This is a genomic window from Mediannikoviicoccus vaginalis (genome assembly GCF_928097925.1).
GTDB classification, from domain to species: Bacteria; Bacillota; Clostridia; order Tissierellales; family Peptoniphilaceae; genus Mediannikoviicoccus; species Mediannikoviicoccus vaginalis.
Genome location: NZ_CAKMRI010000001.1, coordinates 1,421,587 through 1,439,727 on the forward strand (window position 1 = coordinate 1,421,587; position 18,141 = coordinate 1,439,727).

Below are 18,141 nucleotides of genomic sequence, written 5' to 3' on the forward strand. Positions count from 1 at the left end.
AGCAATAGCGAAATCGTGGCTTGACGAACAGGAACAGAATATAAGGCGTAACAGGTGGGCAAGCTAGCTATAGATAGCGAAGACCCAAAAGGTAACCGTAAACCCAAAGCGTAAATTCTGCAAGTAAACGATGAAAGTATTAGGGCTTATCCCGTGAGATCTCATAGACGACTCAGTAGTAACAACGAACTATGAGAAGTCAGCAGACTCCATAGTAGTGAAGAAATTTCTGTAATGGAAATGGAGCGAAGGGAGGAACGATATTTATTGTAATATTTGAAAAGGATGTACTATGACTTGATGGAACACAAGGAATGACGTATTCATTTCTCAAGGTTCGGATACAAAAAGAATAAAGTTAAATAGATACATCAGTAATAAATAATATGATACAAGAAGATATTGAACCGCCGTATGCCGAACGGTACGTACGGGTGGTGTGAAAGGGGCTAGTTCATAGCCCCTATTCGATTTTTTGAAAATAAATAATAATTAAAAATAATATGAATTTCAATCATCATAATCAAAACGCTCGTTTTTAAAAATGAAAATGTCTTTGTCCTTGTATTGGTCAAAGATTTCATATATAAGATAAAATTATTTTAATCTAATAGCATGCCCGCCTACGAAACCAGTAACAGGGATACCAGGTATGGCATAAGCATATTGTTTATTTTCTATATCGACATATATCCAAGGACAATTCGGAAATACACCTTTATTAGTGTTTAACTTATAACCATCATCTCTTAAAAATTTAAGAAAATCAATATCAGGATTCATTGCATCATCGGTTGCTACTAAAAATACTGACTTACTAAATTCTTGATACATAAATTCCTCCTAAAAATAGAGAAAAAAACACCCATCGTCTGATGGATGCCAAACCATCATACAAGCATTAGCACCTTTCCTAATGGTAGGTTGCTGAAGGATCGATGAGCTTGTCTCTCGCCTTCTCTTTATGGTGATTTTATTTTATCGCATTTTATTAACAAAAGTAAGGCCTTTCATCAGCCGATGATAATTATTATCAAAAAAAAGATTGACAAAAATAAAAACAGGGACTACAATATAAATAGTTAGGCGTGCCTAACAAAATATTTATAATTATTGGAGGAAATATGAAATTAAAAAAAATATTAATTGCCCTAGCGATGCTTATTATTGCTAGTTCTTGTTCAAAAAATGAAAATCTAGGAAGTTCAGAGGTAAAGGATAAAGAAAGTGGCAAGAAGATAGTGACAGTTACAACTTCTTTCTTGTATGATATGGTCGATAATCTGGTTGGGGATAAGGTTGAAAAGGAGCTAATAATCCCTGCTGGTGAAGACCCACATTTATATACTGCAAAACCTCAAGATTTAGAAAAGATTAAAAAGGCTGACCTTCTTTTATACCATGGCCTACACTTTGAGGGCAAGATGGTAGATGTTCTAGAAAAAAGAGGTTCAGAAGTTTCTAGGACCTTTAAAAAAGAAGATATCGGAGAAATGGATGAAGATGGTAAGACTGTTGTAGACCCACATTTTTGGTTTGATATAAATCTTTACAAGGAAGCTACAAAAAATGCTGCCGAAGACTTAGAAAAACTTCTACCAGAGGAGAAAGAAAATATTGAGAAAAACCTAGAAGCCTATCTTGCAAAGCTAGAAGAACTTGATAAGGAAAATAGAGAGAAAATAAACTCTATCCCAGAATCTACTAGGTATCTAATCACTCCTCACGATGCTTTTAATTATTTTTCTAGGGCATACAATATACCAGTTAAGGCACCGCAGGGAGTGTCTACAGATAGTGAAGTTGCAAATAAAGATATAGAAGATACTGTCAATTTCATCGTAGATAAAAAAATAAAAGCTATATTTGCAGAGTCTACTACAGATCCAATGAGGATGGAAAAATTAAAAGAAGCTGTAAAGGCAAAAGGCTTTGATGTAGAGGTTGTATCTGGTCAAGGAAAGGAGCTTTTCTCAGACTCTCTAGCTCCTCTTGGTCAAGATGGCGATAATTATATAGATATGTATAGGCACAATGTTGATCTTATTGTAGAAAATCTTAAGTAGGTTGAATTATGAAAGATGTAATAATAAAAGTAGAGGACATGACAATTGCCTATGCTGACAAACCTGTTCTTTGGGATAATGATATCGAAATAATAAATAATTCAATAACTGCTATCATAGGTCCCAATGGAGCTGGCAAGTCCACGCTTATAAAGGGAATCTTAAATTTGCAAAAAAAGTTATCAGGTTATGTTAGTATCATGGGCAAGTCCTTTGATGAGGTTAAGAAACAAATTGCCTATATACCACAGATAGCTTCGGTAAATTGGGATTTCCCAACTACAGTTCTAGATGTGGTGTTGATGGGTAGGTATGTCCACCTTGGTTGGATAAAAAGGCCAAGCAAAGAAGACTACACCCTAGCTAGAGAGGCCTTGGAAAAAATTGGGATGGCTGATTTCGAAGATAGGCAGATATCAGAACTATCTGGTGGTCAAAGACAAAGAGTTTTTATAGCCAGAGCTATATGCCAAGATGCGGACATATATTTTATGGATGAGCCCTTGGCAGGAGTCGATAAGGTTACAGAAAAAATCATATTTGATTTTATGAAAGATGCACAAAAAAAGGGCAAGACATCTATTGTTGTCCACCACGACCTAAATACAATAGAAAAATACTTTGACCATATAGTGATACTAAATAAAAAAGTCATTGCCCAAGGCAAAGTTGCTGAGGTTTTTACAAAAGAAAATGTAGATAAGGCTTTTGTGAGGTAGGATATGGATATTTTTAGAAACTATTCTTTTATAATAGTAGCTCTCGGTACGGTGATTTTGGCCATGGCTACTGGCATAATTGGATCAATTAGCGTCCTTAAAGGCAAGTCCCTAATAGGAGATGCTATCGGGCACTCTACCTATCCTGGTATAGTCCTTGCCTTTATGTTATCAATGGAGAAATCACCGATTATACTTCTTTTAGGTGCAGCCCTTGCTGGAGCTATATCATTTTTTCTAATTGATACTATATCAAATAATTCAAAAATAGACCTTGATGCTACTTTGGCAATAATTTTATCTAGCTTTTTTGGCCTGGGTATGGTTCTAAAATCATATATCCAAGGTAATCCATCCTATGCAGGAGTATCTCAATCAGGGCTTAAAAATTATATTTTTGGTCAGGCCTCATATATTATGAAAAAAGATGTAAAGATAATTTTTGTAGTATCAATTTTATCAATTATACTTCTCCTTTTCTTTTATAAAGAGATAAAAGTTTATGTATTTGATGAAGTCTATGCCAAAACTATAGGTATAAATCCTATATTGATGAACACAATCCTACTGATAGCCACCATGCTATTAATCACGACAGGTCTAAAACTTGTAGGTGCTATTTTGATCTCATCAATGCTTATTGTACCTGCAATCACAGCCTTGCAGTGGACGGATAAATTTCATGTTATGTTATTAATAGCAGGATTTTGTGGAGGACTATCAGCTTTTTTAGGGACCTATATATCCACAGTCTATGATGGAATGAGTACAGGATCTACAATTATTTTGATAATGAGTTTTATATCTTTATTATCTATGCTAGTTGGTCCAAGAGGGATGAGAAAAATGATTGTGAGGAAAAAATATGATTGATTTTCTAAGATACTCATTAATGTCTAATTATGAAACCTTATTAGTACTCTTGGTGACAGCTATAGCTTGCAGCATCATTGGAGTTTTCTTGGTCCTAAGAAGTCTTTCAATGCTCGCTGATGCTATCAGTCATTCAATTTTACTAGGTATTGTCCTTGCATATTTTATAGTGAAGGATATCACATCAGTCTATCTAGTCTTTGGTGCGGCCCTATTCGGAATTGTAACGGTTTTTTCAATAGAGTCCTTGTCAAAGACCAAACTTGTAAAAAATGATGATGCAGTAGGGATAATATTCCCAATGTTTTTTGCTTTAGCAGTAATCCTTATCACAAAATATGCCAGAAATGTCCACCTGGATGTAGATGTTGTCCTTATGGGAGAGGTAATAATGGCTCCTTTAAATACAATGAACTTTTTTGGTTTTGAGATCCCAAAATCACTTTTTCAAATGTCGGTAATGGGGCTTATCAACTTGGCCTTTATAATAATATTTTTTAAAGAATTGAAGTTAACTACTTTTGACGGGGAATTTGCCAAGATTGCGGGATTTTCGGATCTTATTTTGTTTTATAGTCTTATGACCCTTACGTCATTTACAACTGTAGTAGCATTTGAGGCGGTGGGGGCGATTTTGGTTATATCATTTCTAATCACACCTGCCGCGAGCGCCTATTTGATAAGCAAAAATCTCAAAACCATGATTATAATATCGGTTCTATACTCTATCATAAACTCTGTACTTGGTTTTGTGTTTGCCATGTATTATAATCTTTCTATGTCGGGTATGACTGCCACAATAGCAGGGATAACATTTCTTCTTACATTTTTATTTAATAGAAATGGTTTGTTGATGAAAATTTTCACTCAAAAGAGAAAACACAAAGAGTTTAAAAAAGATACCTTCTTGATGCACGTAGGCAACCATGAATTAGAAACAAATTCTAAAGAGGAGCTAGGATTATCTACAATAGACCAACACCTCTCTTGGAAAAAAGAAGAAATAGAGAAATACAGTCAAATCCTTATTTCTGAAAAGAAGATTAGAATAGAGGATGGGATTTATAAACTGACTGAAAAGGGTAGAATCTTATATATAAGTTTATTAAAAGATTATGGACTATGAGGTAAGCCATGAATTACATTAGACAAGACTACATTCAAGCAATATACAGACTGTCAAAAGAAAAGGGATATACTAATAACAAAAATATATCTGATTATTTTTCCATTAGCAGGCCATCGGTAAGTGAAATGATCAAAAAACTCGTAGAAGATGGGCTTGTAATCCAAGATAAGACAAAAATTTACCTAAGTGAATCTGGAGACAAGAGTGCCAAGGAAGTTCTCTCCAAACACAGAGTTTGGGAATGTTTTTTGGTGGATGTATTGGGTCTTGATGGAAGCATCGTCCATAACCAATCTGACTTATTAGAACATGTCACAAGCGATGAAATGTTTGCAGCCCTTAATAAGTTCTTAGACTACCCTAAAAAATCTCCTAACGGAAAAAGAATCTACACAAACGAAAATATTTAAAACATAGAAGTCAAGTCCAGTTCTTATCTTATTACTTATTGAAATTGGGCTTGGCTTTTTCTTTAAAAAATTTACAAAAAATACTTTTAAAATTATCATTTTTAATATAAACTTAAATCAGATAGGAGAAAGAATGAAACTAATAGAGACGAAACAAAAGCACATCATAAAAGTTTTAAGCATATATGAAGATGGAAGACTTATCCTTAAGGAAAAAGGCGTTAATCAGTGGCAAGATGAAGGGCCTAGTCTTGAGACTTTACTTAGAGACATGGAAAATAAATTTTCGTATGTGCTAGAAGACGAAGAAGAAATAGTCGGAACAACAGCAGTTACAGAAGGCGTTGACAAGACCTATTTAGAAATTGATGGCGCTTGGCTAAATGGAGAGGACTATGTGACGGTACATCGATTTGCCGTGTCTAGAAATTCCCGAGGCAAGGGCTATGGCAAGAAGATGTTTGAAGAAATTGAAGAACTTGCGAAATCAAAAGGAATAAAAAACATTAGAGTGGACACCCATAAAGACAATGAAAGCATGAAGGGGCTTTTAGAGAGTCTAGGTTATAAATACTGTGGAATAATTCGCCTAGAGAATGGCGATTTAAGAAATGCATATCAAAAGGAGTTGAGATAATGAAATATGAAATAGTTGGAGGAAACCTTCCAGTACTTAAAGTGAAACTTGAAAATGGAGAAAGCATCATAACAGAAGGCGGCGGCATGAGCTGGATGACACCAAACCTAAAGATGGAAACCACAACAAGGGGAGGAGTTGGAAAGGCATTGGGAAGACTGTTCACCGGTGAAAAGATGTTTCAAAACAGATACACCTGCGTCAACGGAACGGAAGGAGAAATTGCAATTGCATCGTCATTTCCTGGAAGCATTTTAGCCTTCGACATAGAAGATGGAGATATTGTTGCACAAAAGTCCGCCTTTTTAGCAAGCGAAGAAATAGTTGACCTATCAGTTCAATTCCAAAAGAAACTAAGTACAGGCTTTTTTGGTGGTGAAGGATTTATAATGCAAAGACTGTCAGGACATGGCAAGGCATTTATAGAAATAGATGGACACTGCGAAATTATAAACCTAAACCCTGGAGAAAAAATAGTTATAAGCACAGGCAACCTTGCTGCAATGGATGCAACATGCGACATGGAAATAAAATCAGTAGAAGGCCTAAAGAATATGTTTTTAGGCGGCGAAGGCGTGTTCAATACAGTTGTTACAGGTCCAGGCAAAGTGTACCTACAAGGCATGCCAATATCTCAAATTGCAAATTTAATAATGGCAAATAGCATTAAGGCAAATGATTAAAAAGGAAAAACTGTTGGATATTTGTCCAACAGTTTTTAAATTACAATAAAACTTTTACCTCACCAACAACTTCCTCACGGTGGTTTTTAATCTTGTTTGTAAATAGATTTTCAAAATAATCATAATCCTCTTGTGGGATAACTTCGAATTTCTTCATTAGTTCAATTAAAATAAGATTTCTTACGGAGCTTATTCCGTCGTAGGTCTTAATACAGAAACCGTATTTTTTGTCTGGAAGGTATCCTCCGAAGTAGCCATTTGCTCCTGATTTTACAATTATTTTTCCAGGGTATCTTGAGATTAGATAGTGATCTATTCTGTCAGATCCGGAAGTGTATTTGGAATGTTTTGTAATTGCGTTGTAAATATCTTTTGAAGCTTCTTCAAATCCTTCTAAATTTTCAAAGTCACTCATCTTCTGCATGCCATGGGCAAATTCCCTCATGGTCATTGCATGCACTGGAACGCCACAGCCATCTACTGAAATATGTTCCAGAGGGATTTTACACTCGCAAACTCTTTCTATATTTTCTGTAATCTTTCTTTGAACTGGGTGGTCAATCTTATAATAATCTTTCATATCCCAGCCCATTATCTTACATGCAAGTAACATCCCCGTGTGTTTGCCGCTGCAGTTGTTGTGAATGTCTTTAGGTTTGATGCCATCTTTTTTCATTTTTTCTGCAACATCTTCTTTGAAAGGATAGTGGGGTCCACATTTTAAATAGCTTTCATCAAGACCAGCTTTTTTCAAAATATTTCTTATGGTCTCTATATGAAAGTCCTCTCCTGAATGGGAAGCGCAAATAACTGCAATCTCTTTTTCTGTAAGGTCAAACTCCTCTTTAGCACTAAGGGCTAAAGGTGTTAGAGCTTGCATTAATTTTGCGGAAGATCTTGGAAAGGAAATTTCCGAACTGTCTCCCTTTTCATAAATTATTTTATTGTTTTCGCCGACTACCACAATATTACCAAAGGTGTACATGTCTTCGATGCTGCCTCTAGTTGTAATTGCGAGTTTTTCCATATTATACCTCTTGTAAATTCATTTCTCTCATTTCTTCTTCTGTGTATCTTGCAATGCCGATGCCTGTTAAACCACAAAGTAGGTTGAAGATTGGACATAGGAAGCAGAAGAATGTGTATGGGAAGAAGGTTGCAAAGTCGATTCCCAAGGTGTCAACGATAAATAGGGCCGTAACTCCATATGGAATTAATGTAACTCCAAGTGTACCGCAGTCTTCTGTTATTCTTGAAGCATTTTCTGGCTTAAGTCCATTCTTTTTATAAAGGTCTAGCATTGTTGATTGAACCATGATTGATGCAAACATGTGAGAACCTGTAAGTGCAATGGATAGGTATGTTATAAAGATTCCTGAGAAGATTAGTGCAAAGTCTGACTTTATCTTCTTTGAAATCGGATCTACAAGAACTTTTAAAATATCCATCTCTCTAAGCATTCCACCAAGTCCAGTAGTAAAGATTAGGGCTTGTATTGTCCTTGTCATGGAGTCCATGCCGCCTCTGTTTAATAGTTTATTGAAGAATTCGTCATTGAATTCGTAGTTAAATCCTGTTAGTCCTGAACCAATAACCATTTTTGCATCAAAGCCTTGATAGAATATAGCAAGGGCCATTCCAAGGATTGCACCAATAAGAATTGACTGTGATGCTGGTCTTTGCATAATCAACAGTACTATAACCACTATTAAAGGTATTAGTGTAATAAAACTGATTTTGAAAAATGAATCTAATTGACCTGTAATCTGTGTTATTACAGTGTCGTCAAAGGATGCAGCGTTACCTCTACCTAATATAAAGAAAAGTATTGCTGAAACTATAAAGGATGGCACTGTGGTGTAAAGCATGTGCTTAATATGGGTCATAAGCGGAACTCCCATTACTCCTGATTGGAAGTTTGTAGTGTCTGATAGTGGAGAGAGTTTATCTCCAAACCATGAACCTGATATAAGTGCACCTGCAATCATTCCAGGATGAATTCCCATACTTATTCCAATTCCTAAAAGCGCCACACCTACTGTCCCAATAGTTCCCCATGATGTTCCTGTGAACATTGAAACTATGGCACAAATAACCAAAGTTGTTACAAGGTAGTAGTCGGGATTAATAATCTTTAATCCGTAGTAGATTATTGTAGGAACTGTTCCCGATGCAATCCATGATGATATAAGCATACCAACTGCAAGCATTATAACCACCGATTGAAGTGAGTGGCCAACTTGTTTAATTGCAATTTTTTCAAGCTCTTTATACTTGTAGCCAAGTCTTATGGCAAATAGATTTACAACAATCCATGCAATAAACATAATTACAGCAAGGGGAGCTTTGATTACACTAAGTCCATAGACTAAGATAGCTGCCAGTGTTAATAAGATTATAATGGCATAACCAAACTCCGGTCTTTTTTTCTCTTTAATATTTTCCATAATGTCCTCCTTTTAATAAGATATAATAGTATAGTATGATATAAGTAATCGCATTGTCAATGATGATTTAAAGCAGAAAATTGTGAAAATTTTAATGGATAGGAGGAGTAGTTATGGGAATAAAAAAAGAAATCGGTATGTATAAAAAAGGCAAAAATAATTCTATAACAGATGTTGAAGGTGTTAAGGTAGGACAAGTTACAATTAAAACGGGAGATGTTCAAACGGGAGTAACTGCCATAGTGCCAAAGGAAAATATATTTAAAGAAAAACTTTTAGCCGCAAGCCATGTGGTAAATGGGTTTGCAAAGCCACAGGGGCTAATTCAAATTGATGAACTTGGAACAATTGAAGCTCCAATAGTGCTTACCAATACCCTTTCAGTGGGAACGGCACTTACAGCATCTGTAAAGTATATGCTTGAACAAAATCCAGAAATTGGAGTGGACACTGGAACCATTAACTGTCCAGTGCTTGAATGTAACGATATGAGACTAAATGATATTAGAGGACTTCATGTTACAGAAGAAAATGTGCTTGAAGCAATAACAGGTGCATCAGTGGACTTTGAAGAGGGCGCCGTTGGTGCAGGACGTGGCATGAGATGCCATGAACTTAAAGGGGGAATTGGAACTTCTTCAAGGGTGGTTCACTATGACAGGGACTACAACGTAGGAGTTTTAGTTCTAACTAACCATGCAAAGTTTCACGAACTAACCATTGATGGAAAAAATATAAAAGCACTTAGGGAAGACAGATTACAAAAAAAGTTACCTGTGGACAAAGAAAAGGAACAGGGATCAATAATAATTATTATTGCAACGGACCTTCCACTTTCATCAAGACAGTTAAAGAGGGTTTGTAAGAGAGCCATGGCGGGAATTTCAAGAACGGGAGCAAACTCTGGAAATGGCAGTGGAGAAATTGCCCTTGCTTTTTCAACTTATAATAAAGTGTTACATGAAAAAGACGATTTTGTAGAAATAAAATGCTTAAGTGATGACAAGATTGATGATGTTTTTTCTGCTACAATAGATGCAATTCACGAAAGTATTTTAAGCTCCATGATTCATGCAGAAAAGGTGAAGGGATACAAGGACTTTGAAGTGGAATCGTTAAGGGATGTACTGCAAGAGATTGGAGACTTCGAAGAATATTTAAAATAAAAAGAGTCAGTATTTTGGTAGTACTAAAATACTGACTTTATTTTTAGAATAAGATGTGCATAAAGATTGAACCTATTATGATTGCAAGTATTGTTCTTTCAATGAACACAACTACAAGCTCCCATAATTTTATAGGTAACTTCGCAGACATCATTACAACTATTGTTTCAGCAAAGAATATTATTTGTGAAATCGAAACTGAAACAACTAAGAATCTCGCTTGTGGATGAAGCACAGGTACCTTTTCTGCTATTAAAAGTACAGGCAAGAACATCTCTGCTATTCCAACAGGGAAACTTGCGGCAATGTCAGCTGCATTAGGCACTCTCAATAGATTTAGAAGTGGCACGAAAAGTTTTCCTAAAAATCTAAAGATAGGTGTGTTTTCTGCAAGTATCAAAGCTCCTGTACCAATTGCGCAAAGTGAAGTAACTACCTTTGGTATAACTTCCACGCTGTCCTTAAGACTTGATTTGATTTCTCCCGCAAGTGGTGGCGCTAAGAATGCTTTCTTAACTGCTCTTTTTCCACCAGTTGAAAAGATTCCATTTGATGAAGACTTAGTGTTGTCAATGTCTTCTTTAGTTTGAACCTTGCCATTTGGATAGACATCTCTCTTTTTGTTAAAAGGAGGGATTCTTCCAACTATTCCTGAAATCATAAGTGTCATAAAAGCAGACACAAGGTAAACAAGGGCAAAGTGATCTTGAAGCCCTGCAGTTTTAATTACCATGTAGGCAAAACCTACAGATACTGCAGAGAAACCTGTTGCAACTAGTACTGCCTCTTTCTCAGTATAAACTCCTCTACGGTATAACTTGTTTGTAACAAGTACACCAACTGAACTACTGGAAAGGAATGAAACTAATGCGTTTATTGCTGCTCTTCCAGGAAGTTTGAAAACCGGTCTCATAAGTGGCTCCATCAAAGTTCCTATTAAATCAATAAAGCCGTAGTTGATTAAAAATGGCATACAGAATGATGAAACCAATATTATCCAGAAAACTGCAACAGCTATTGATGGAATTACAGTACCCCCGGTTGATGGACCAACAATAACTTCAGGTCCATTAAATGAAGTTGTTGCATTCATTGTGTATAGTAGGGCAAATGCTGCACCGATTGTATAAATCAGTGGATGTATTATAGAGTCGCCATGAAAGTAGTCATAGATTTTTCCGCTCTTTGCAAAGTACTTGCCATATATACTAAGTAGCGCAGTCACTATGGTTATTAATGTTACAAACCATAGTCCATAATTTCCTGTTAAGTTCATAAGTCCGTTATAAATTATTCCAAAAGTAATATCGGTCTTGCCGTCAATTGTAATTGGAATAAAAAAGATAAAGATTGCTATGGCTGTGAAAATCAAACTTTTAGCAATCCCTTTTTTTCTATCATTTGGTTTTAAATCGAAAGAGTCTAACTGGTGTAAGTCTTCGAGATCTAAATTTAGATCTCGAATTTCTGACTTACTAAGAGCTCCTCTAAAATTAGTTTGCTCTTTCATTATTTTTGTTTCGCTTTCTTATTTAATGCAAGGATTGATAAGAATTCAAAGATTAAGTTAGCTGCAAGTAGAGAAGTTATTTCCGCATGGTCATATGGAGGTGCAACTTCAACTACGTCCATTCCAACAAAGTTCAATCCTTCTAATCTTCTGATAATGTCTACACCTTCAAGTGAAGTGTATCCACCAACTTCAGGAGTACCTGTACCAGGTGCATAAGCAGGGTCTATAAAGTCGATATCGAAAGTTAAGAATACTTTGTTATCTCCGATAATTTCTTTTGCCTTTTTAATTGTTTCAGGAATTCCCATTTCACGAACCTTGTGAGTTGGAATAAGAGTTAATCCTAAGTCCTTAGCTAGTTTAAATTCGCCAGCATCATATAGAGATCCTCTCATACCAATTTGTACAGATTTATGTGGATCGATTAATCCTTCTTCAATTGCTCTTCTAAATGGAGTTCCGTGATTGTACTTTTCTCCAAACACTGTGTCGTTAATGTCAGCGTGGGAGTCAAAGTGAAGTAGTGATACAGGTCCGTGTTCCTTTGCTACTGCTCTAAGTTCTCCAAGAGTTATAGAGTGGTCTCCACCAAGAGCTATTGGAATAGCGCCTGCCTTAATTATTTCGCTTGCAAATTTTTCAATTGCATCATAAGTTGGATGTATGTATCCAGGAACAACGTTAACGTCTCCAAGGTCTCCACCCTTTAGGTAGTCAAGGATATTAACTTCGTGTACAGGATTGTTAGTCTTCATCATTACAGAAATGTTTCTTATAGCTTGAGGACCAAATCTTGCCCCAACTCTGTATGAACAAGCTGTATCAAAAGGAATTCCGTAGATCGCAAAGTCTAATCCTTCTGCATTGTCGAATCTTTGCATACGCATAAAGTTTCCTGTGTTAACAAATCTTGGTGAAGCAAATGCTGTTGCCGGTTGTTTAATATTTTTTTCTGTCATTTTTCATTACCCCTTTTAAAATTTTTCTAAATTGTTTTCCTTGCAAGAAATGATTTACAAGCAAAGTATATGGGGTAATGCTTATAAATGCAAGTTTTAAAGGTGAAAAATGTGCTGAAAAACAAAGGAAAACATTCCCTCAGTAAAGATTGAAATTGGAAAAAATTCCAAAATAAAAGTTTTATGTCAAAGAATGGGAATTATGAATAAAAAAATTTTCGGAAAAAATTCCGAATGTTTGGAAAATTTTCCGAAAAGATATGTTACGAAAATGTAATATTTAAATTAAATCTTTCAATCTTCTTTCGAAGTGTGGATTCATTTATCCCCGCAAGGATTGAAAGTTCTTTTATTGAAGACACCTGCTTGCTATATTCAAGAATAAGTTTCTTCTCATAGCTTTCAACTTTTTCTTTAAAAGTTTTGCCGTCATCAATCTTAGTGTAAAAATTATTTATAAACTCTTCCACATGTTCCACGTCAATTACATCGGTGTCGCTGGTGACAACAAGCCTTTCAATTATATTTTCTAGCTCACGCACATTTCCAGGCCAACTGTAATTGATTAAAAACTTTTTACAATTTGGAGAAATTGATTTGTCTTCGTTGTAAAACTCATTGTACTTGTTTAAAAATAGATTGATAAGTGGAATAACATCTTCACCTCTATCCCTAAGCGGGGGAATTTTAATTGGAATAATGTTAAGTAGATAATATAAATCCATTCTAAACTTTCCATCGGAAATGTTTTTGCTGATGTTTTCATTTGATGCAGCTATAATTCTTATACTAGGACTATTTCCGTCTGTTGAATGTGATTCTTTAATCCTATTTAATTCATATACCAGTCTTTGTTGACATGGCAGTGGCATATCTGCAATCTCGTCAATAAATAGAGTTCCACCTTCCGCTTGCTTAAGTAGAGAACCGTTATAACTATTTTCGTCATCAAACATTTCCGTTTCGATAATTGACTTTGGAATTGCAGAGCAGTCTACCTTTATAAAGGGCTTGTCGCTTCTAAGAGAGTTGTCGTGAATGTACTTTGCAAACATCGTCTTTCCACATCCCGGCTCGCCGAGTAAAAATATGGGCGTTTCTAGCTTGGAAACTCTATTTGCAACTTTCATAATTCTCTGCATGGCTTTGGAATTTGAAATTATAATTCCTTCCTTTAAGTATTTCGAATTATATTTAGAAAGATTTTCTGCCATGGAGTTATTTTCAATAAGTAAATCTTTAAGTTGCAGTGTCATATCACGAAGAAGTTTTGAATCTTTAACAAACACCACCACAGCTTCTAAATCTCTACCCTTCATAATGGGAACGCCTGTAGCAATAACAATCTTGTCATTTATATGTTGAACAACCTCTTTTTGCTTGCCCGATTCAATTACATCAAGGGCGACGGATCTTGAAAAAAGTCCCGTCCTTACAAGGTCCTTCATGTTTTTGCCTAAAATTTCTTCCTTAGAAATGCCGTCAATCTCTTCAGCTAATTTATTATAATATAGAGTTGTCCCAGTAGGATCAACTATATGTATGCCCTGATTGGAATTGTCCAGAACTTTGCTTAAAAAATTCTTATTTATAATGTTCTTAGTCACAATCATTCACCTCTACAAATGTCATCATGTACCTTTTCTGCAATGCTAATTAGCTTTTCTCTTTCATTAATCTTAGGCTCTCCAATAACCTGTTTCAACAGATACTGTAAAACTTTTTTTATGTTTTCCCCTTCATATCCAATTCCAATCATGTCGCTGCCATTTATAGCAAGGTCCGAAAGTTTTGTTGGTCCTTCATAAACTTTTCTATAGGCTTCCTTTACCTTTTCTAGATTTTCCAAACGGTGGATATAATATGGATTTTGTGAAGAGATGTCCGCCTTTTCCATTTCAAGTAAATCTAAAAAGTCGTCATAGGTAAAGCTTCTATCTACAACAAACTTCATAATGGACCTAAGCTTTGTGTTTAGTACAGTGTCATGAAATTCAATTATTTTAAGAATGTGTTTCTTGTCTTCGTTTGAAAACTTTAGACGATTTAATACGTCTCGGGCAAGTTCAACAGAGTACTTGCTGTGAAAATAAAAGTGATCCGTTCCATCCTCACCAGTGGTCTTAGCAGGAACCTTGCCAAGGTCGTGAAGAAGGGCCACATACTTTAGCCTTACATCATTTTTAATCTTCGTCACCGCCATCAAGCTGTGATCCCCTACATTATAAACATGAAAACTGTTGTTTTGAGTGGTCTTAAACATGGCGTCAATCTCTGGAAATAACACCTTAAACACGCCGCAGTTATATAACATACGAAGATTTTCAAAATTTGATTCAAGAAGAATCTTGTTAAGTTCCTCTCTAATACGCTCCATGGAAATCTCTTTTAAAAGGGGAACGGAATTACAAAGACTCGAAAGCGTTTTTTCTTCAATTACATAATTAAATCGACTGGCAAACCTAAAAGCCCGCATAATTCTAAGGGCGTCTTCTTCAAATCTCTTCGAAGGCTCGCCAACAGCTCTAATGATACCTTGTTCAAGGTCAAGCTTTCCATCAAAGGGGTCAATTACTTCATCATTAAAATAGTCGTAGGCCATTGCGTTAATTGTAAAGTCCCTTCGTTTCAAATCTTCAACAAGATCCGTTGTAAAACTTACAGCAGAAGGGTGCCTACTATCAACATAGTCGTGGTCATACCTCATGGTGGTTACTTCATATATCTTTTCATTTAAAAGAACGCCAATGGTTCCGAACTTTTCACCGAGGCGAATGGTTTTTTGCTCCTTAAAAACCTCCAAAGTTTCACTAGGAGTTGCATCGGTGGTAATATCAAAATCACCGGGAGTTTTTCCGAGGAGGCTGTCCCTAACGCAGCCTCCAACAGGATAGGCGGAAAAACCATATTCTTTAAATCGCTCTAATATATAAATTACCTCTTTAGGTAAGTTCATAAGACCACATCCTATTTAAAAATATCGTAATCTAACTCGTCATAACTTTTTATAAATTGATTTGCCAAAGACTTTATAATCTCCTCATCATGAAAAGAAGCCTCGTCGGATATTGCAATAATATTTCCATTTAGATTGCTAACGGTTTCGATACAGTATAGCGCATCTTCAAAGACAACCGTATTAGGCATGTCAGATTCAAGTCTTAAAGCTGCCTTTTTCCAGTACATCGGATCATTCTTGTGATGATTTATGTTGTCACAGGTTTGAACAAACTCAAAATACTTTATCAAATCCTTGGCCTTAAGAGCTTCCATCGCAATATGTTCCGGAGTTGCAGTTGCAACTGCCATCTTTATGCCATCAGCCTTTAAATTTTCCAAACAGTCAATCACGCCTGGCTTTAATGCAAACTCATTAATATATCCATGAAGCATAAGCCCCAATATATTATGATAAGAGTCATTTGGGTCTTCACTAAGACCAAAGTCAGTTTTAATATTATTTATTATATTATGCATGGACAGTCCAATTAAAGACTTTTTATAATCATCATCAAAGACAATTCCAAGGTCTTTGAAATAGTCTTCAATAACAGTGCCCCACTTTGGCATCGAGTCTATGATGGTGCCGTCCATGTCAAAAATTGCAGTTTTTTTCATTAAATACCTCCTTAGGTAAGTATAACATGAGAGAAAGTAAATTTGCGAATTGGTGTGGTGTAAAGGAAAATAAATTTTCACATTAAGAGATAAAATAAACACAACTAAATTTACTTATACAAAAATACCTGTTAAACATAACACAACAGTATAGAGTTATGATATAATAAAAAAGATAGAAATAAAGTAAAGTCTGATATAAAAATTTTATACGATTTTACTTTATTTTATAATAACCAAGGGGGTATATATGAAGAAAAAATTACTATCAATTCTGTTGATAGCAGCCTTCCTTTTTACGGCTTGTAGCCCTAAAACTGGAAATAACACGTCAACAGATGCATCTGGAGCTTCGGCTCAAACGCAAACTGAAGAAAAGGGTGACAAGATATTTACGCTTACTCTTTTTCAAAACCCAAAGACATTAGACATTCAAAAGACTAATGCAGACTACTTCATTCCAATTCAAATCTATAATAGATTAGTTGAAACAGAAGTAGGTTCCGATGGCAAACCAGAAATTGTACCAAGTCTTGCAGAAAGCTGGGAAATTTCTGATGACGGATTAGTTTACACTTTCCATCTTAACCAAGGCGTTAAGTTCCACAATGGTGAAGAACTTAAGGCAGACGATGTGCTTTTCACAATTGAAAAAATGATGGATCCTAAAGAAGCAACTGTAAACAGCTCTGTTTTTGAAAACATTAAGGGAGCAAAAGATAAACTTGATGGAAAAGCTGACAGTGTAGAAGGTGTTAAGGTAATTGACGATTACACTGTTGAACTTACACTAGAACAACCATCTGGTCCATTCCTTGCAGGACTTTCAGGAGCGCCAGCATCTATATTTAACAGAAAAGCTGTTGAAGAAGGAAAGGATAAGTTTGGTTTTGATCCTGAATACACTGTTGGTACAGGATACATGAAGTTCAAAGACTGGACTCAAGATAAAGAAATCAACCTAGTGAGAAATGACGATTACTTTAAAGAACCTGCAAAGGTTGATGGCGTTAGATATCTTATGAACATTGATAAAGCTACAGAAAGAATGATGTTTGAAAATGGCGAAATCGACTTTATGAGTCTTGACAAGACAAGTTATGAAAAGTACAAAGAAGATGATAAACATAAAGATAATATTATTGATTTCTTAGCTCCAAGTATGGACTATATGATATTTAATCAAAAAGATCCTAACATGGCAAAGGTTGAAGTTCGTCAAGCAATAAGCAAAGCAATTGACAGAGAAACTTTCAACAAAACTTTCTACGATGGAGAAGGTATATTATTAAATGGTGTAGTTCCTCCAGGAATGCCAGGTTATAAAGAAGATTTACCTGCAATTGAATACAATCCTGAAGAAGCAAAGGCTTTAATTGAAAAGGCAAACATCGACAAGAGCCATCCATTCGTAATTCTTCAAAATGGAGATTCAGACTATACTCATCCAATGAACGAAATGCTTCAAAAGATGTTAAAAGAAGTTGGAATTGACGCTGAAATCAAAAACATGGATATGACTAGCTATTGGGATACTGTATTTAGTGGCGAAGGCTACTCTATGACAATTGGTCCTACAACAGCTGACGTGGCAGATCCAGATGATTTCTATGCACAATTTACAGACGAAAACAGCAAGTCTGATGGATCCAATATTAACGACCCAGAACTTACTAAGAAGATAAATGAAGCAAGAGCTATTACTGATGCAAAAGAAAGAATAGCAGCGCTTAACGAATTAGATGAAGTTATAGTGAAAGAAAAAGCACTTTACTTCCCAATTGCTTCAAAAGTAAGACACTTTATAACTAGTCCAAGAGTTAAAAACCTTAACCTTTCATGGCAAGGTTGGGTAGCAGGAGCTACTTATGGAGTTGAAATTGTAGACGAATAAAAAACTGATATGAATACCCCGAAATCC

Annotated in this window: 17 protein-coding genes and 1 riboswitch; of the genes, 9 read left to right on the forward strand and 8 right to left on the reverse strand. The window is 35.5% G+C overall.

Annotated elements, in window-relative coordinates; translation table 11 throughout:
* Nucleotides 1-597 precede the first annotated feature (597 nt).
* Nucleotides 598-834 carry a hypothetical protein gene (locus L6651_RS06540; RefSeq protein WP_237037161.1) on the reverse strand — a complete coding sequence of 79 codons (237 nt, stop codon included), beginning with the start codon at nucleotides 832-834 and terminating at the stop codon, nucleotides 598-600.
* Between the two features lie 28 nt (nucleotides 835-862).
* Nucleotides 863-971: riboswitch (SAM riboswitch) on the reverse strand.
* A gap of 153 nt (nucleotides 972-1,124) precedes the next feature.
* Between L6651_RS06540 and L6651_RS06545 the strand changes: the two genes are divergently transcribed.
* The 7 genes from L6651_RS06545 (at nucleotide 1,125) to L6651_RS06575 (ending at nucleotide 6,517) form a co-directional block, all read left to right on the forward strand.
* On the forward strand, nucleotides 1,125-2,066 hold the full coding sequence (locus L6651_RS06545; protein ID WP_237037162.1) for a metal ABC transporter solute-binding protein, Zn/Mn family: 942 nt from the start codon (nucleotides 1,125-1,127) through the stop codon (nucleotides 2,064-2,066).
* An 8-nt stretch (nucleotides 2,067-2,074) separates the two neighbouring features.
* Complete coding sequence (locus tag L6651_RS06550) at nucleotides 2,075-2,785, forward strand: metal ABC transporter ATP-binding protein (RefSeq protein ID WP_237037163.1); 711 nt, start codon at nucleotides 2,075-2,077, stop codon at nucleotides 2,783-2,785.
* Nucleotides 2,786-2,788: 3 nt separating this feature from the next.
* Nucleotides 2,789-3,658 carry a metal ABC transporter permease gene (locus L6651_RS06555; RefSeq protein ID WP_237037164.1) on the forward strand — a complete coding sequence of 290 codons (870 nt, stop codon included), beginning with the start codon at nucleotides 2,789-2,791 and terminating at the stop codon, nucleotides 3,656-3,658.
* Nucleotides 3,651-4,784: a metal ABC transporter permease gene (locus tag L6651_RS06560; RefSeq protein WP_237037165.1), complete on the forward strand. Its 1,134-nt coding sequence runs from the start codon at nucleotides 3,651-3,653 to the stop codon at nucleotides 4,782-4,784. Before L6651_RS06555 ends, L6651_RS06560 begins: the two co-directional genes overlap by 8 nt.
* Nucleotides 4,785-4,792: 8 nt before the next feature.
* A complete protein-coding gene (locus L6651_RS06565) occupies nucleotides 4,793-5,197 on the forward strand; it encodes a metal-dependent transcriptional regulator (protein ID WP_237037166.1) in 405 nt (134 codons plus the stop codon).
* A 133-nt stretch (nucleotides 5,198-5,330) separates the two neighbouring features.
* Nucleotides 5,331-5,834 carry a GNAT family N-acetyltransferase gene (locus L6651_RS06570; protein ID WP_237037167.1) on the forward strand — a complete coding sequence of 168 codons (504 nt, stop codon included), beginning with the start codon at nucleotides 5,331-5,333 and terminating at the stop codon, nucleotides 5,832-5,834.
* A complete protein-coding gene (locus L6651_RS06575; RefSeq protein ID WP_237037168.1) occupies nucleotides 5,834-6,517 on the forward strand; it encodes a TIGR00266 family protein in 684 nt (227 codons plus the stop codon). The genes L6651_RS06570 and L6651_RS06575 overlap by 1 nt, the downstream gene beginning before the upstream one ends.
* Before the next feature lie 40 nt (nucleotides 6,518-6,557).
* Here the strand turns inward: L6651_RS06575 and L6651_RS06580 are convergent, their stop codons facing one another.
* Both L6651_RS06580 and nhaC read right to left on the reverse strand, forming a co-directional pair.
* The gene (locus tag L6651_RS06580; protein ID WP_237037169.1) at nucleotides 6,558-7,544 is read right to left on the reverse strand and encodes an asparaginase; all 987 of its coding nucleotides are present in this window, start codon (nucleotides 7,542-7,544) and stop codon (nucleotides 6,558-6,560) included.
* A gap of 1 nt (nucleotide 7,545) precedes the next feature.
* Nucleotides 7,546-8,964 carry a Na+/H+ antiporter NhaC gene (nhaC, locus tag L6651_RS06585; protein ID WP_237037170.1) on the reverse strand — a complete coding sequence of 473 codons (1,419 nt, stop codon included), beginning with the start codon at nucleotides 8,962-8,964 and terminating at the stop codon, nucleotides 7,546-7,548.
* A 113-nt stretch (nucleotides 8,965-9,077) separates the two neighbouring features.
* Between nhaC and L6651_RS06590 the strand changes: the two genes are divergently transcribed.
* A complete protein-coding gene (locus L6651_RS06590) occupies nucleotides 9,078-10,130 on the forward strand; it encodes a DmpA family aminopeptidase (protein WP_237037171.1) in 1,053 nt (350 codons plus the stop codon).
* Nucleotides 10,131-10,173: 43 nt separating this feature from the next.
* Here the strand turns inward: L6651_RS06590 and L6651_RS06595 are convergent, their stop codons facing one another.
* The 5 genes from L6651_RS06595 to L6651_RS06615 all read right to left on the reverse strand — a co-directional run bounded on the left by L6651_RS06595 (nucleotide 10,174) and on the right by L6651_RS06615 (nucleotide 16,220).
* Nucleotides 10,174-11,640, reverse strand: coding sequence for a YjiH family protein (locus L6651_RS06595; RefSeq protein ID WP_237037172.1), 1,467 nt, complete (start codon nucleotides 11,638-11,640; stop codon nucleotides 10,174-10,176).
* A complete protein-coding gene (speB, locus tag L6651_RS06600) occupies nucleotides 11,640-12,602 on the reverse strand; it encodes an agmatinase (protein WP_237037173.1) in 963 nt (320 codons plus the stop codon). The genes L6651_RS06595 and speB overlap by 1 nt, the downstream gene beginning before the upstream one ends.
* 263 nt (nucleotides 12,603-12,865) lie before the next feature.
* Nucleotides 12,866-14,209 carry a sigma-54 interaction domain-containing protein gene (locus L6651_RS06605; protein WP_237037174.1) on the reverse strand — a complete coding sequence of 448 codons (1,344 nt, stop codon included), beginning with the start codon at nucleotides 14,207-14,209 and terminating at the stop codon, nucleotides 12,866-12,868.
* Nucleotides 14,210-14,211: 2 nt separating this feature from the next.
* Complete coding sequence (locus tag L6651_RS06610; RefSeq protein WP_237037175.1) at nucleotides 14,212-15,558, reverse strand: CCA tRNA nucleotidyltransferase; 1,347 nt, start codon at nucleotides 15,556-15,558, stop codon at nucleotides 14,212-14,214.
* Between the two features lie 11 nt (nucleotides 15,559-15,569).
* Nucleotides 15,570-16,220 (reverse strand): HAD family hydrolase, encoded by a 651-nt coding sequence (locus L6651_RS06615; RefSeq protein ID WP_237037176.1) that lies wholly within the window; start codon nucleotides 16,218-16,220, stop codon nucleotides 15,570-15,572.
* A gap of 250 nt (nucleotides 16,221-16,470) precedes the next feature.
* Here L6651_RS06615 and L6651_RS06620 point away from each other — a divergent pair, with 250 nt between their 5' ends.
* Nucleotides 16,471-18,114, forward strand: a complete 1,644-nt coding sequence (locus tag L6651_RS06620; RefSeq protein ID WP_237037177.1) for an ABC transporter substrate-binding protein — start codon at nucleotides 16,471-16,473, stop codon at nucleotides 18,112-18,114.
* Nucleotides 18,115-18,141: the final 27 nt, after the last annotated feature.

Bases quoted from the DNA above. Each gene is read 5' to 3' on its own strand.
- L6651_RS06540 (WP_237037161.1), bottom strand. From the start codon at position 834: ATGTATCAAGAATTTAGTAAGTCAGTATTTTTAGTAGCAACCGATGAT.
- L6651_RS06545 (WP_237037162.1), top strand. From the start codon at position 1,125: ATGAAATTAAAAAAAATATTAATTGCCCTAGCGATGCTTATTATTGCT.
- L6651_RS06550 (WP_237037163.1), top strand. From the start codon at position 2,075: ATGAAAGATGTAATAATAAAAGTAGAGGACATGACAATTGCCTATGCT.
- L6651_RS06555 (WP_237037164.1), top strand. From the start codon at position 2,789: ATGGATATTTTTAGAAACTATTCTTTTATAATAGTAGCTCTCGGTACG.
- L6651_RS06560 (WP_237037165.1), top strand. From the start codon at position 3,651: ATGATTGATTTTCTAAGATACTCATTAATGTCTAATTATGAAACCTTA.
- L6651_RS06565 (WP_237037166.1), top strand. From the start codon at position 4,793: ATGAATTACATTAGACAAGACTACATTCAAGCAATATACAGACTGTCA.
- L6651_RS06570 (WP_237037167.1), top strand. From the start codon at position 5,331: ATGAAACTAATAGAGACGAAACAAAAGCACATCATAAAAGTTTTAAGC.
- L6651_RS06575 (WP_237037168.1), top strand. From the start codon at position 5,834: ATGAAATATGAAATAGTTGGAGGAAACCTTCCAGTACTTAAAGTGAAA.
- L6651_RS06580 (WP_237037169.1), bottom strand. From the start codon at position 7,544: ATGGAAAAACTCGCAATTACAACTAGAGGCAGCATCGAAGACATGTAC.
- nhaC (WP_237037170.1), bottom strand. From the start codon at position 8,964: ATGGAAAATATTAAAGAGAAAAAAAGACCGGAGTTTGGTTATGCCATT.
- L6651_RS06590 (WP_237037171.1), top strand. From the start codon at position 9,078: ATGGGAATAAAAAAAGAAATCGGTATGTATAAAAAAGGCAAAAATAAT.
- L6651_RS06595 (WP_237037172.1), bottom strand. From the start codon at position 11,640: ATGAAAGAGCAAACTAATTTTAGAGGAGCTCTTAGTAAGTCAGAAATT.
- speB (WP_237037173.1), bottom strand. From the start codon at position 12,602: ATGACAGAAAAAAATATTAAACAACCGGCAACAGCATTTGCTTCACCA.
- L6651_RS06610 (WP_237037175.1), bottom strand. From the start codon at position 15,558: ATGAACTTACCTAAAGAGGTAATTTATATATTAGAGCGATTTAAAGAA.
- L6651_RS06615 (WP_237037176.1), bottom strand. From the start codon at position 16,220: ATGAAAAAAACTGCAATTTTTGACATGGACGGCACCATCATAGACTCG.
- L6651_RS06620 (WP_237037177.1), top strand. From the start codon at position 16,471: ATGAAGAAAAAATTACTATCAATTCTGTTGATAGCAGCCTTCCTTTTT.